General features: G+C 65.9%; 12 protein-coding genes. 6 read left to right on the top strand and 6 right to left on the bottom strand.

Annotation, left to right across the window (positions count from 1 at the left end; genetic code table 11):
• Window positions 1-80: 80 nt before the first annotated feature.
• Window positions 81-449, bottom strand: a complete 369-nt coding sequence (locus tag M2352_RS08390; protein WP_264664042.1) for a hypothetical protein — start codon at window positions 447-449, stop codon at window positions 81-83.
• 109 nt (window positions 450-558) lie between these two features.
• Here M2352_RS08390 and M2352_RS08385 point away from each other — a divergent pair, with 109 nt between their 5' ends.
• The 3 genes from M2352_RS08385 to arfB are packed head-to-tail and all read left to right on the top strand — an operon-like array spanning window position 559 to window position 2,701.
• Window positions 559-1,083, top strand: a complete 525-nt coding sequence (locus M2352_RS08385; protein WP_264664041.1) for a Fur family transcriptional regulator — start codon at window positions 559-561, stop codon at window positions 1,081-1,083.
• Window positions 1,080-2,282, top strand: coding sequence for a CobW family GTP-binding protein (locus tag M2352_RS08380; protein ID WP_264664040.1), 1,203 nt, complete (start codon window positions 1,080-1,082; stop codon window positions 2,280-2,282). The genes M2352_RS08385 and M2352_RS08380 overlap by 4 nt, the downstream gene beginning before the upstream one ends.
• The gene (gene arfB / locus M2352_RS08375) at window positions 2,279-2,701 is read left to right on the top strand and encodes an alternative ribosome rescue aminoacyl-tRNA hydrolase ArfB (protein WP_264664039.1); all 423 of its coding nucleotides are present in this window, start codon (window positions 2,279-2,281) and stop codon (window positions 2,699-2,701) included. Before M2352_RS08380 ends, arfB begins: the two co-directional genes overlap by 4 nt.
• A 6-nt stretch (window positions 2,702-2,707) precedes the next feature.
• Here arfB and M2352_RS08370 read toward each other — a convergent pair whose 3' ends face one another.
• On the bottom strand, window positions 2,708-3,556 hold the full coding sequence (locus M2352_RS08370) for a class I SAM-dependent methyltransferase (RefSeq protein ID WP_264664038.1): 849 nt from the start codon (window positions 3,554-3,556) through the stop codon (window positions 2,708-2,710).
• 319 nt (window positions 3,557-3,875) lie between these two features.
• On the opposite strand from M2352_RS08370, the gene M2352_RS08365 reads away from it, so the two are divergent.
• The gene (locus tag M2352_RS08365; RefSeq protein WP_264664037.1) at window positions 3,876-6,878 is read left to right on the top strand and encodes an ATP-binding protein; all 3,003 of its coding nucleotides are present in this window, start codon (window positions 3,876-3,878) and stop codon (window positions 6,876-6,878) included.
• Here the strand turns inward: M2352_RS08365 and M2352_RS08360 are convergent.
• Window positions 6,862-7,410 (bottom strand): thioredoxin family protein, encoded by a 549-nt coding sequence (locus tag M2352_RS08360; protein WP_264664036.1) that lies wholly within the window; start codon window positions 7,408-7,410, stop codon window positions 6,862-6,864. The two genes, M2352_RS08365 and M2352_RS08360, sit on opposite strands and share 17 nt — an antisense overlap.
• A gap of 203 nt (window positions 7,411-7,613) precedes the next feature.
• Window positions 7,614-8,267, bottom strand: coding sequence for a LuxR C-terminal-related transcriptional regulator (locus tag M2352_RS08355; protein WP_264664035.1), 654 nt, complete (start codon window positions 8,265-8,267; stop codon window positions 7,614-7,616).
• 786 nt (window positions 8,268-9,053) lie between these two features.
• Between M2352_RS08355 and M2352_RS08350 the strand changes: the two genes are divergently transcribed.
• Window positions 9,054-9,707: a LuxR C-terminal-related transcriptional regulator gene (locus M2352_RS08350; RefSeq protein ID WP_264664034.1), complete on the top strand. Its 654-nt coding sequence runs from the start codon at window positions 9,054-9,056 to the stop codon at window positions 9,705-9,707.
• Window positions 9,708-9,828: 121 nt separating this feature from the next.
• Here M2352_RS08350 and M2352_RS08345 read toward each other — a convergent pair whose 3' ends face one another.
• Window positions 9,829-10,524, bottom strand: coding sequence for a LuxR C-terminal-related transcriptional regulator (locus M2352_RS08345; RefSeq protein ID WP_264664033.1), 696 nt, complete (start codon window positions 10,522-10,524; stop codon window positions 9,829-9,831).
• Window positions 10,525-10,950: 426 nt separating this feature from the next.
• On the opposite strand from M2352_RS08345, the gene M2352_RS08340 reads away from it, so the two are divergent.
• Window positions 10,951-11,145 (top strand): hypothetical protein, encoded by a 195-nt coding sequence (locus M2352_RS08340; protein ID WP_264664032.1) that lies wholly within the window; start codon window positions 10,951-10,953, stop codon window positions 11,143-11,145.
• 29 nt (window positions 11,146-11,174) lie between these two features.
• On the opposite strand, the gene M2352_RS08335 is transcribed toward M2352_RS08340, so the two are convergent.
• A complete protein-coding gene (locus tag M2352_RS08335) occupies window positions 11,175-12,617 on the bottom strand; it encodes an ATP-binding protein (protein ID WP_264664031.1) in 1,443 nt (480 codons plus the stop codon).
• Window positions 12,618-12,924 lie beyond the last annotated feature (307 nt).

Genomic DNA, 12,924 nt, shown 5'->3' with positions numbered 1-12,924 from the left:
CGTTCCTCATGACAGGGACGCAAAGGGTGCGGCGGCACAGCCTAAGGAATGGCTAACCGGCGGGCAATGTCACCGGAAGGTCACGGCTCGTCGGACACCCGGCGCAGCGCGGTCATCGCCAGCCACGGCGCCCAGGCCCGCTGGGTCAGTTCCATCCACAGGCGCAGGGGCGCCAGCCACAGCTCCGCCGCCGAGCCGGCCCCCTCCCCGCCCGCAGCGGCCTGGGGGAAGAAGGCGTGGGGGGGAAACGGCAGGGCCAGCGGCCCCCGCGCCCCCGGCAGGAAGGCACCGGCGGCCAGCCCCGGCAGAAACGCCGCCGCCGCGGCGTCGAACGACGGGGTGGCGGTCAGGGTGATGGAAATCGCCTCCCCGCCCTGGTCCGGCAGGGTGCGGTGAAGGATCTGCACGTCAAGGTTCGGCAACGCGGCGGTCAGCTTGGTCTCGTCCATAACCGGCTCCTCCATTGGCGTGACCCACCATAGGGTTTCCGCACTGCAAAAGAAACCCCCGCCGGTTCGTGCATTTGTCATAGGGCATAAGGGTGCTATATCTGCGTGCATGACCGCGCCGTCCGCCCAGGCCCTGCATCCGGCCGACCACAACCACAGCGCCTGCATCGGCGATGCCCTGGCCCGTGCCGATGCGGTGTGCGCGGCCCGCGGTGCCCGGCTGACTGCGTTGCGCCGCCGGGTGCTGGAGTTGGTGTGGACCAGCCACAAGCCCCGCGGCGCCTATGCCATCCTGGAGGATCTGAGCCAGGAGGGCGGCAAGCCGGTGGCGCCCCTGACCGTGTACCGCGCGCTGGAATTCCTGGTCGAACACGGGCTGGTCCACCGGCTGGAGAGCCTGAACGCCTATGTCGGCTGCGCGTGCCCCGGCGACGGGCACCCCGGCCAGTTCCTGGTGTGCGAACGCTGCGGCACGGCGTGGGAGATCGATGATCCCCGCATCACCGGGGCCATCCGCGCCGCCGCCGCCGATCATGGTTTCCACCCCCTGCGCCCGATGGTCGAGGTGCGGGGGGTCTGTTCCCGCTGCCGGACCACCGGCACGGCTTCCGCATCTCAGGAGACGTCCCCGTGAGCGATGCCCAGTCCAGCACCCGCCTGCCCGTATCGGTCCTGACCGGCTTCCTCGGCAGCGGCAAGACGACGCTGCTCCAGCATCTGCTGCACCACCCCGACATGGCCCGCACCGCCGTCGTCATCAACGAATTCGGCGAGGTGGGGCTGGATCACCTGCTGGTATCCAAGGCGTCGGAAAACATGGTGCTGATGGATTCCGGCTGCGTGTGCTGCTCCATCCGCGGGGATCTGGTGGACACGCTGCGCGACCTGTTCCTGAAGCGCGTGCGCGGCGAGATCCCGGAATTCGAGCGCGTGATCGTCGAAACCACCGGGCTGGCCGACCCCGCCCCCATCATCCACACGCTGATGACCGAACCGCTGCTGGCCGCCCGCTTCCGCCTGGACGGGGTGGTCGCCACGGTGGATGCGGTCCACGGCATGGGGCAGTTGGACGATCACCCGGAAAGCGTGAAGCAGGCGGCGGTGGCCGACCGCATCGTGCTGACCAAGACCGACGCCGCCCTGCCCGCCGCCACGCTGGCGCTGTGCCGCCGGCTGAACACCATCAACCCGGCGGCCCCGGTGATCCCCGCCGCCTTCGGTCAGGTGGACCCGGCCACCCTGTTCAACGCCGGCCTGTTCAACCCGGAAACCAAGACCCCCGACGTCATCCGCTGGCTGAAGGAAGAGGCGTACCGGGACGAGCACGCCCACGATCACGATCACGATCACGATCACGATCATGACCACGGGCATCACGGCCATGGGGATCATCATCACGATCATCATCATGACCATGGGCATCATGACCATGACCACGATCATGAATGCGGCCCCGGCTGCACCCACGAGCATCACCACCACGACGCCAACCGCCACGACGACCGCATCCGCGCGTTCTGCATCGTGACCGAACGGGCGATTTCGTGGAACAGCCTGGTGGACTTCATGGAGGCGCTGATAGCGCTGCGCGGGTCCGACATCCTGCGGGTCAAGGGCATCCTCAACGTGATGGAAAGCCCCGACCGGCCCATCGTGGTCCACGGGGTGCAGCACATGTTCCACCCGCCGGTGCAGCTCAACGAGTGGCCCAGCGCCGACCACCGCACCCGCATGGTGTTCATCACCCGCGACGTGGGTCAGGGGGTGATCGAGCCGATGTTCGAGAACTTCGTGTTCGGCAGCACCACCCCCGACGAAACCCCGGCCCCATGATCCGCGTGACCCACCGGATCGCGCTGGACGAAGCGGAGCTGCATGAGGAGTTCGTCCGGGCCTCGGGCCCCGGCGGGCAGCATGTGAACAAGACGGACAGTTGTGTCCAGCTCCGCTTCAACGTTGCGGAATCCCCCAATCTGCCACCCGACGTGAAGGCCCGTCTGATCAAGCTGGCCGGGTCGCGCATGACGCTGGGCGGGGTGCTGATCCTGATCGGGGACCGCTACCGCTCGCAGATGCGCAACCGCGAGGATGTCCGCGAGCGGCTGATCGACCTGATCCGCGATGCGACGGTGGTGCCGAAAGCCCGCCGTCCCACGAAGCCGACGCTGGGATCGAAACAGCGCCGGCTGGAGGGGAAGGCCAAGCGGGCGGAGGTCAAGCAGGGCCGCCGGGGGCCGGGGTTTCACGACTGACGGCCGTCACCGTTTCTGCGCGGCAAGGCCGTACATCAGCGGAATGCGCGGCATGCCCACCGGTGGAACCATGCGCCGCCCACCGATGTCGCGCATCCCGTCGAAGCCGCGCCAGCCGTTGGCGTACGGGAATTCGGCCATCTGCTCAAGCGCCAGCCCTGCCCGGATGAGCGCGGACACCACCTCGCCCACGCCCCACGCGAACTCGAACGAGGGGTGCGGATTGCGGAAATCCGCCACCCCCGCCACCGCACCCCCCGGCGTCAGGCCGTGACCCGATTCAGCCACATAATCGCCGACACCGCTCTCCTCGACCGGCGCCTCGTTGAAATAGTCGTGGTGCGGTTTCCATTTTTCGTCGAAGACCATGGCGAAGGGGTGGAATTCCAGGAACACGAACCGGCCGCCCGGCTTCAGGACCGCGGCAATCCCGCGCGCCCAGGCATCCAGGTCCGAAAGCCAGCAGATCGTTCCGTAAGACGAGAAAACCCGGTCGAACAGCCGCCCTGCGCTCACAGCCTGCTCAAACCAGGTGAACACATCCTCGCGCTCGAAGCGGGCGGGGATACCGCTCCCGTCCGACAGCCGGCGGGCAAACGAGATCGCCTCGTCCGAGATATCGACACCCGTCACGTCGGCACCGAGTCGCGCCAGGCTCAGACTGTCCTGGCCGGCGTTGCATTGCAGGTGAACCAGGCTCAGGCCGGCAATATCGCCCAAAAGGCGGCGTTCTTCCGGGAACAAGGTCGAACCGCCCCCGCGGAAGAACGCCGCCTGATCTCCCTTGTGACTGTTGTGCGCCACGGTCGCGGCGTTCCAGGAGAGGCGGTTCGCCTCGTGAAGATCCTTTCGCATGAGGGATTTTCTTTCAGATAAAGACGTTTTGGAATTGAAAATAAAGCGCAGTGCCAGAAAACGATTTCGATCCCACCACAGCGATTAAAATTACACGCGATGTTATCGAAAGCAAACAACAGTCCGAATAAAATTCAGAACATTCCATGGTCCAGGCAGTGATGCATATTCCTGACTTCACTCTTGCAGGCCATACGGCGGCTGCACTAACCTGCTGCCCAAGGGAATAAAGCCCTGCACCGGGGCCCACCTTATGCGGCCTGTCTCCCGGTCCTTCCCCGTGCGGAGGGCCGCCGGTTTTCCGTCACGCGAGCCGCCGATGATCCCAACCCTTCCCCCCGCTTCGGCCAGCCCCGCCCCTGTGACCGCCGGGCTGGGCGGCGGGCTGTTCGCACGCCGCTCGCGCCGCCTGATTGCCGCGCTGTGGGCGATGGCGCTGGCACTGACGGCGCTGGCGTGGGCCACCGCGCTGGTTCTGTCGGAACGGGATTACCAGCAGACCATGAGCCGGGCCGAGCGGGACACCGCCAACCTGACCCAGATCATCGCCGAACAGACCGCACGCGCCATCGGCGGCGCGGACGAGCTGCTGAACTTCGCCGCCTATGACCTGTACCGGCTGGGGCCGGCATCGGGCAGCCTGCGCGACGTGTTCCGCAACGCGGTGAACAATTCCGATCTGCTGCTTCAGCTTTCGGTGACCACCGCCGACGGCAACCTGATCCAGACCAGCGTGGACGACGCCCCCGCACGGGTCAACCTGTCCGACCGCGAGCATTTCCGCGTCCACAAGGAGGGGCGGGCCGAGGGCCTGTTCATCAGCCGCCCCGTCTTCGGGCGGGCATCGGGCAAATGGTCCATCCAGCTCAGCCGCCGCGTCAACGCCCCCGACGGCAGCTTCGGCGGCATCATCGTGGCCTCCATCGACCCGTTCTATTTCACCCGCATCTTCAACACCCTCGACGTCGGCCCGCAGGGGATCGTGATGATGGCCGGGTACGACGGGATCCTGCGCGCCCGCTCGGTGATGGACGAAAAGATCGTCGGCACCGACATCAGCCAGGGCCGGCTGATCCAGGCCGCCAAGGCGCGGGAAACGGGCTTCATCCAATCCACCAGCATCGTGGACGGCATCCACCGGCTGATCGGCTACCGCGCGGTCGCCGGCTATCCCCTGTTCGTGGCGGTGGGCTTCGACAAGGCGGCGTTCTTCGCCGACAACCTCAGCCACCGCTGGGTTTCCGTCATCGCCGCGTCCGTGGTGTCCCTGGTCCTGCTGGCGGTGGCGGTGCTGGGAACGCTGCAGATCCGCGCCCAGAGCCGCGCTCACGGTGCCCTGGCCACCACCGCCGCCCAGCTCCGCGCCCGCGAACAGCAAATGAGCGACATTCTGGAAACCGCGTCCGACTGGTTCTGGGAGATGGACGAGGCGTTGCGCTTCACCGGCTTTTCCGGCTCGTTCCGCGCGTTCAAGATCGACCAGGAGCACCTGATCGGCCGCCGCCGCGACGAAATCGCCGCCCGTCCGTCCGGCGAGGAGGACGCGTGGAGCGAGCATCTGAAGACGCTGGCCGACCACCGCCCCTTCCGCCATTTCGAATACGCCATCACCACACCCGACGGGGACCAGCGCATCTGGTCGGTCAGCGGCAAGCCCATCTTCGACGACGAGGGCCGGTTTGCCGGCTACCGCGGGTCGGGGTACGACGTGACCGACGTGCGGCGGGCCGAGCGCGCGCTGACCGCCAGCGAGCAGCGCTACCGCAGCATGGTGGAATCGGTGCGCCAACCCATCATCGTCACCGATTCCGAAGGCGTCATCACCGGCTTCAACCCGGCGGCGGAGCATCTGTTCGGCCACGGGGCCGGTGCGGTGATCGGCCATGACGTGGCGGTGCTGCTGGCCGACGGCCCCGCCGATCTGTCCCCCGGCACCCGCGAGCGGGAGATCCGCCGCAGCGATGGCACCACCGTGCCCGTGGAATGGGCATGGTCGGTGTGGCACAGCAGCGGGCGGCGGCACTTCACCGCCATCATCTGGGATATCTCCCAATCCAAGAGGATCGAGGCCGATCTGCGCGCCGCCCGCGACAGCGCCGAGAACGCCAGCCGGATGAAGAGCCAGTTCCTGGCCACCATCAGCCATGAGATCCGCACGCCCATGAACGCGGTGCTGGGCTCCCTGACCCTCCTGTCCGGTTCGCCGCTGGGGGACGACGACAAGCGGCTGGTGGAGGTGGCGCGCCAGTCGGCGGAGGGCCTGTTGCGCCTGCTCGACGACATCCTGGACTTCTCCAAGCTGGAGGCGGGCAAGATCTCGCTGGAGGAGGTGGACTGCGCCCCCGCCGCCCTGGTGGGCGACGTCATCAACGTTCTGCGGCCACGGGCGCGGGAAAAGGGGCTGGGGCTGCTGTTCCTGCCCCATTCCTCGCTGCCCGACGCCATCGTCAGCGACCCCGCCCGCCTGCGCCAGATCCTGTTCAATCTGGTGGGCAACGCCATCAAGTTCACCCCCGCCGGCCATGTGACCGTGCACGCCCGGCTGGGTGCCGAACTGGCCGACGGGCGGCTGCGGCTGGATTTCACCGTGGAGGACACCGGCATCGGCATCAGCGCCCACGTGCTGCCCACCCTGTTCGAACGCTTCACCCAGGCCGACACCTCCGTCACCCGGCGGTTCGGCGGCACCGGGCTGGGGCTGGCCATCTGCCGCGAGCTGGTCACGCTGCTGGGGGGATCCATCGGCGTGGACAGCACACCCGGCAACGGCAGCGTGTTCCGCTTCTCCATCCTGTGCGCCCGCGGCGATGCGGCGATGCTGGACGGACATGCGGGCACCGCCGTCCAGGCCCTGCCCGGCCTGCCGCCGCTGCGGATGCTGGCGGTGGACGACAACATTATCAACCGCGAGATCCTGCGCAAGATCCTGGAGCGGGCCGGCCACACGGTGGATACCGCCGAGGACGGGCAGCAGGCGGTGGAAATGACCCGCACGACCCGGTTCGACGTGGTGCTGATGGACGTGCAGATGCCGACCATGGACGGCCTGACCGCAACGCGGCTGATCCGCGCGCTGCCGGCCCCGGCCAACCGGGTGCCGGTGGTGGCCCTGACCGCCCACGCATCGGGCAGTTCACGCCCCGAATGCCTGGCGGCGGGAATGGACGGGTTCGCCGCCAAGCCGCTGCGCCCCGCCCAGCTTTTCGCCGAGATCGCCGCCGTGCTGCAGCGGGATCAGGAGGAAGCCGCCCCCGCGGCCCCCCCGGCGGAAGAACAGCCAAAGGGGAAAACGGCGGACGGGACGGTCACGCCCGCCATTTGATGGAACAGCCCATGCTGGGGATCTGGTCCGCCGGGCCGGTTCCGGTCTGGGCGATGCGCACCATGGCGTGGAACAGCTCGCGCGGGGCGTCGGGGCACGCCTCCTTGCGCGATGCATCCAGCCGGCCACGGTATTGCAGTTCCAGATCGGCGTTGTAACCGAAGAAATCCGGGGTGCACACCGCACCATAGGCCCGCGCCACCGCCTGCGTCTCGTCGATCAGATAGGGAAAGGAGAAACCGTGGGCGGCGGCAAACGCCGCCATGTTGTCGAAGCCGTCCTCGGGATAGGCATCGGTGTCGTTGGACATGATGGCGACGGCGGACACGCCGTGGGACGCCAGTTCGGCCACGTCGCGCACGATCCGCCCGATCACCGCCTGCACATAGGGACAATGGTTGCACAGGAACATCACCAGCGTTCCCCGCGGACCACGCACGTCGGCCAGGGTCAGGATGCGCCCGTCCACGCCGCGCAGGCGGAAATCGGGGGCAGTGCAGCCCACATCGCACACCGGGGTTTCGGCAGCCATCGGAATCCCTCCCGTTCGTTGTCGTCGGCGACCGTAACAGAAGCTACGGGAAATGGGCGCGCCCGCAACCGCGCGTGCAGCAAAAAAACACCCCGGACCCTATGGCAGGGTCCGGGGTGCAAGGGTGCATTCCGCGCGGATGGATGTTGGGAATGCCGCTGCCGAAGCGGGGGGCCACCCCCCGCCACGTTTCACCCGGGTGCTCAGGCCATGCTGGCGGTCGCAATGACGGCCTGGGTGCGATTCTTGACACCGAGGGATTTGAAGATGGCGGTGACGTGGATCTTGACCGTTCCTTCCGACAGGCCCAGTTCATAGGCGATCTGCTTGTTGGATTTGCCGGCGCGCAGGCAATCCAGAACCTCTTTCTGCCGCTGGGTCAGGCCGGACAGACCGGCCCGTTCCGCCGTGGATGCCGGCGCGTCGGCCGGGCGGCGGCGCTGCTGGGCCATGTCGGCGGCAAAGGTGATGGCCATGGGCGGCACATAGATCCCGTCGGACATCACAAGGTTGAGCGCGCCGATCATCACCTTCACGCTGCTGGACTTCGGGATATATCCGGTTGCGCCGTGATCCAAAGCCCCGCGTATATCGTTGAGGCTTTCCGAAGCCGAAATAACGACGACGGGAGCGCCCGGCTGCAACGCCTGAATGTCCCGGATGCCGCCGAATCCCGGCCAGCCATGCATGTTGAGGTCGAGAAGAATGATGTCGAAGTGATCGTCGCGCTGGCAGGCCGCCACCACCTCGGCGAAAGATCCGGCCTCGGTGAACTGTGTATCGTGATGCATCTGCTCAAGCAGACGGCACAAACCTTCACGGAAGAGGAGATGGTCATCACCGATCAATATCTTCATGGAGCAGTCGCCTTTTCTCGTTGAGCGCCGGTCTGCCGCCCCCATCCCAGCTGTGGTACCCGCATCTGGACCGGATCATTCCCATGTTTCGGCGGTTGATGGTTCATCAGGTACCACATTCGAAAGTCGCTCCATATCCCCACAAGCGCTATAGCCCTTTTGCGTGCAGGTGATTGACCTTCGGCACCGCAAAATCGCCCCAATCCCCATTCGTCCCCGGCAAAAGTCATATTTCCTGACGTAAGACATAATCCTGAAAGGCATATCCCGAATATCGCCGCGACCCCGGTGTCCCGGCACAATTTCGGAGAGTCCGGGTAACCAGAGCAGGAACGGAGCACCTCTCTGGAAGAGGGAACTCCTCCCCCATCGCCAGATAAAAATCACCTTCCTATTGATATCATACACACCAACTGAGCTATCACGATGTAACTTCACCCATTCAAAATGAATGGATTGACCGAAATCCAAGATGAACTATTGTTTCTGTGTAACGATATTTCTGGTTCATGCCAGGCATACGAGTGTGATTTCCTTTTTAAGGATAGCGCGTTCCGTGTTTTTCACCAACGAACAACCGGACCCACATCCGACATTCCGCTGGAATGCGGCAAAAACAACACAAAAATCAGCAACCAGTAAGAGAAGGGAGGTTCGGCATGCAGACGGAGGACCGGTGACATCCCCGCTTTCCCTCGCCCCCTTGCCCCTGGACACCACTGAGACGCGGTGATTTCAATGCACGTCTGCCTTGTACTCGACCACTCAACCGTTACGGATCGGGTTGTGCAGGCCCTGGAACAGGCTGGCCGGCATCGCATCACCGTGTACCACGGGATCGGCGAGTTGGCGCAAAGCACCCTGACCCCCGATGCGATCCTGATCGGGTTGCAGCAGTTCGCCGCCCTGCGGGAAAACGAGCCGATGGTCTATCTGCGGCTGTCGCGGCGGTCGCGCATCGTCGTGGTCCTGTCCAGCCGCGAGCTTCTGGACGCGGCGAACATCCTGGCCTTTGCCGACGCCTGGGTGTTCGAGGACATCAATGTGGAGCGGATCAACGAGCTGCTGGAACTGGGGCTGGAAGGGCACTGCCTGATGCCGACGCAGTTCCTGTCGCGGCTGGGGGTGGACGAAATCCGCCTGACGCTGCTGCCCCGGCTGTCGGACGCGGAATTCGAAACCCTGCTGCTGCTGGGCCAGGGGCTGAACAACCGCACCATCGCCAACCACCTGTCGCTGACCGAGGCGGTGATCAAATCCATGGTGCGCAGCGTCCTGTCCAAGCTGCATTTCCGCAACCGGACCGAAGCCGGGGTGTTCGCCGCCCGCCAGGCCGCCGCCCTGATCCAGACCCGCAACGCCGGCTCTCTCAACACGGACCATGGGGGCGGGCGTGGCGGGTATCACCAGACCCCGGCCGCCCGTGCCGCCGGGGCATGACGCCCACCGGGCACGGCGAACCCCGCCCCGGACATGATCCGAGGCGGGGCTATCCCGGCCGAAGAAGGGCCGCGTCAGGAAGAGGGACGGCGCACCAGAGGGAACAAGGACCGGCGGTGGGTCACTGCCCCGCCGCCGCCGCGCCGGCCACCCCGCCGGCCCCCGCCAATTCGCCGCCGATGCCGTTGTTCAGCGCCCAGATGGCCGCCTGCGTGCGGTTGGAGGCGTTGATCTTGCGCAGCAGACTCTTCAAGTGAACCTTCACCGTCGCTTCGGTGATGTTCAGGTGATTGGCGATCATCTTGTTGCTGTCGCCGTTCAGCAGGCAGCGCAGGATCTGGATTTCCCGCTGGGACAGGCCCTTGCGCGACACCGGCACTTCGGTGCTGTTGCCGTTGACCCGCCCGCTGATGAGCAGGGCGGCAAGATGGGTGGGAAACACCTTTTCCCCCATCATCACCAGCCGCAGCGACTGCGCCAGCGCGTCCGACGACAGATCCTTCATCAGATAGCCGTCGGCCCCCGCCTCCAGCGCGTTGGCCAGCCGCTTGGTGCACAACTCGCTGGTCAGCACCACCATGCGGGCATCCGGCAGCAGGGCCCGCAGATGGCGCATCGCTTCCGCCTCCTCGTCGCCGCCGTTGGCAAGATCCAGAAGGACCAATTGCGGGCGGGTGCCGCTTTCGACGATCTGCACCGCCTCACGCGGGCCGCTGGCCTCGGCGACGATGGAGAACGGCGATTCATCCAGCAGCCGCTTCAACCCCTCACGAAACAGCTTGTTGGAATCGATGAGAAAGACACGCACTGAGTCCATGGGTTCGCTCCTGAGATTTCCCGGACGGTGAAACAGGCACCTCTGCTCGCTCGCTTGTTTCTTAAGTGGCAGTGCAATATTTTGGATGAAATTACCCTTACAATCACACGAATAATATCGTTCTCTGGAGTTACACACGGGTCGCTTTGTGCATATGCTCAAAGAACAAAGAAGGTCATGTCATCATTTCAAAAACGGAGAAATTTTTTCTTTTTTGTAATTAAGGGTAGTCACCATACTTTTGATGGAGAACCCTGAAGACTAAGATTATCCCCGCGATGACTGTTGCTTACAAAGGTGGGGTGGATCGGTCACCCGTAAAGGGGGGTTCGCCATCAATCGTAGCAGCCCGCAAAAAGAGGGTTGCCTGATCCGGGTACGGCGGCGCAAAGGGAGGATCCCCTGCCCCATCGGGAAATGCGTGCGATGAGTTTGGAATTGGTCGGCCCCTGGCATCTGATCGGAGCGGCCATGGCGGCCTATCTCGCCCTGCTGGCCCGCAGCGCGTGGAAACAGGGGGAGTTTCCGCAGTTCCTGCGCAGCCTGGCCATCGTCGCGGTGATCATCGGTGTGATCGCCGGGGCCGTGGCTCTGGCCGCGGCTCTGGACGGCGCCCGCTGACGGGGGCACCGTCCAGTCCGGGGGACGGGTTACGCCACGTCCTGTTCCAGGGCATCCCGTTCCAGGGCGATGCGCATCAGGATGTATTGCCGCATCATCTGGTTGGCGAAGCGGTAGCGGGTGCGCCCGGCCTCGGCCACCGGCACCAGCGCGCTGCCGTAATCGGGATCGCACAGCCGCGCCAGCGCCTCGGCCTGCTCCGCCCTGGGGGGCGCTGCGGCCGACGGCTCCATATCCGCGGGGTCGAACACGCCATAGGCGTCGGCGGGGCAGCAGGCGGCGGCGTAGAGCACCTCCTCCAGCGCCGCGCGGCGGCGCCCGGCCAGCGCACGGCTGTAGGAATCGACGATTCCCCGCTCCGCCTCCTGCAGGCAGCGGTTGACGGCGTAGGCAAGATCGGCCGTCTCCACCACCGCCGAATCGCGGCTGACGGCGCTGCGGGCCGCGTGCAGCCCCAGAAGCTGGGCAAAATACGGCAACCCGCGGACGAAGCCGGTGATCCGCGCCACCACATCCGCGTCGAAGCAGATGCCCGCCGTGTCCGCCCCCGCCTGCAACAGCCGCCCGATCTCCGCATCGGTCATCAGCGGCAGATGCACCGGCACCAGGGACCGCTGGATCGACGGGTGCTTGCCCAGAAGCTGATCCAGATTCTCGGCCACGCCCACCACCAGCAGCGTCACCGGGACGGCGCTGTCGGTGAGGTTCTTGAACAGTTCGGCCAGCTTGTTGCGGAAATCCTCGTCGGTCACCCGGTCGTATTCGTCCAGGATCAGCAGAACGTGGGTGCCGTGCAGGCTGCCCAGCACCTCGTTCAGTTCGGTGACGCTGAACGCCCCCTCGGGCAGCAGTTCGTTGAAGCTGCTGAAGGGCCGGCGGGACGCGAACGGCTGCCCCGCCGCCGAGCGGTAATAGGTGGACGGGATGCGCTTGAGGAAATGGCGGAAGATATCCTCGAAGCTCAGCTCGCCGCTGCAGGTCAGCTTCAGCGCCAGATACCCCGCCTGGGCCGCGATCTGCTCCACCGCGTTGGCGACCGAGGTCTTGCCCCGCCCGCGGTCACCGAACAGGATCACGTGCGCCCGTTCCTCCTCCACCGCCGCAATGATGCGTTTCAGCGCGTCGGTGCGCCCGATGAACAGGCCGTTGACCTGCTGTTTCGGGCGGGTGGGGGTGAAGGCTTCGCGCAGGCGCCCGTTCACCTCCGGCGACAGGCCGGTGAGGAACGCCGCCTCCGCCTGCGGTCCCCGCCCGGAGGCGGGGCGGCGCAGGCCGCCGCTGACCGGCATGGTGAACCGCGGCAGGTCCGGTGACAGCGGCTCGGCCCCCGTCCCCGCGGCGTTCACGGGGCGCAGGTGGGGCGGCGGCTGGAACGTTCGCGGCGGCTGGCTGAAGGCACCCGCCGCCGGGGCAGCCCCTTCATGAGCGGTAGCCGCACCGCCCGTCCGCCGTTTCCGAAAGAAGTTCAGCATCGTTCCCCCATTCCGGCAGGTCAGAACGGCGGCGGCGTGCCCACGGCCCGCCACCGCCCCGTCTGAACCCAGATGTAAGGGTGATGCCGCCGGATGGGGCCGGCGCTTTCGGATGAACCACCATGGGAGGGGGGCACCCGCGGCGCTCACAGCCCCCTAAACCAGCAAGCCCGGCCCCAGCAGGGTCCAGACATAGAGAATGGCGAGAAAGGTGATGAGTGTTGCCACTTCTCGCAGGAACTGAATCACGGTCATGGACGCTCTCCAAGCGTTGAGGTCTGACGGATGGGACGGAGAAGGGCGCGCC

The organism is Azospirillum fermentarium, from assembly GCF_025961205.1.
Lineage (GTDB): Bacteria > Pseudomonadota > Alphaproteobacteria > Azospirillales > Azospirillaceae > Azospirillum > Azospirillum fermentarium.
The sequence above is the reverse complement of the archived record's forward strand: the minus strand, read 5'-3'. Positions and strand labels throughout refer to the sequence as shown.

Bases quoted from the DNA above. Each gene is read 5' to 3' on its own strand.
- arfB (WP_264664039.1), top strand. From the start codon at position 2,279: ATGATCCGCGTGACCCACCGGATCGCGCTGGACGAAGCGGAGCTGCAT.
- M2352_RS08365 (WP_264664037.1), top strand. From the start codon at position 3,876: ATGATCCCAACCCTTCCCCCCGCTTCGGCCAGCCCCGCCCCTGTGACC.
- M2352_RS08335 (WP_264664031.1), bottom strand. From the start codon at position 12,617: ATGCTGAACTTCTTTCGGAAACGGCGGACGGGCGGTGCGGCTACCGCT.
- M2352_RS08370 (WP_264664038.1), bottom strand. From the start codon at position 3,556: ATGCGAAAGGATCTTCACGAGGCGAACCGCCTCTCCTGGAACGCCGCG.
- M2352_RS08355 (WP_264664035.1), bottom strand. From the start codon at position 8,267: ATGAAGATATTGATCGGTGATGACCATCTCCTCTTCCGTGAAGGTTTG.
- M2352_RS08345 (WP_264664033.1), bottom strand. From the start codon at position 10,524: ATGGACTCAGTGCGTGTCTTTCTCATCGATTCCAACAAGCTGTTTCGT.
- M2352_RS08390 (WP_264664042.1), bottom strand. From the start codon at position 449: ATGGACGAGACCAAGCTGACCGCCGCGTTGCCGAACCTTGACGTGCAG.
- M2352_RS08385 (WP_264664041.1), top strand. From the start codon at position 559: ATGACCGCGCCGTCCGCCCAGGCCCTGCATCCGGCCGACCACAACCAC.
- M2352_RS08360 (WP_264664036.1), bottom strand. From the start codon at position 7,410: ATGGCTGCCGAAACCCCGGTGTGCGATGTGGGCTGCACTGCCCCCGAT.
- M2352_RS08340 (WP_264664032.1), top strand. From the start codon at position 10,951: ATGAGTTTGGAATTGGTCGGCCCCTGGCATCTGATCGGAGCGGCCATG.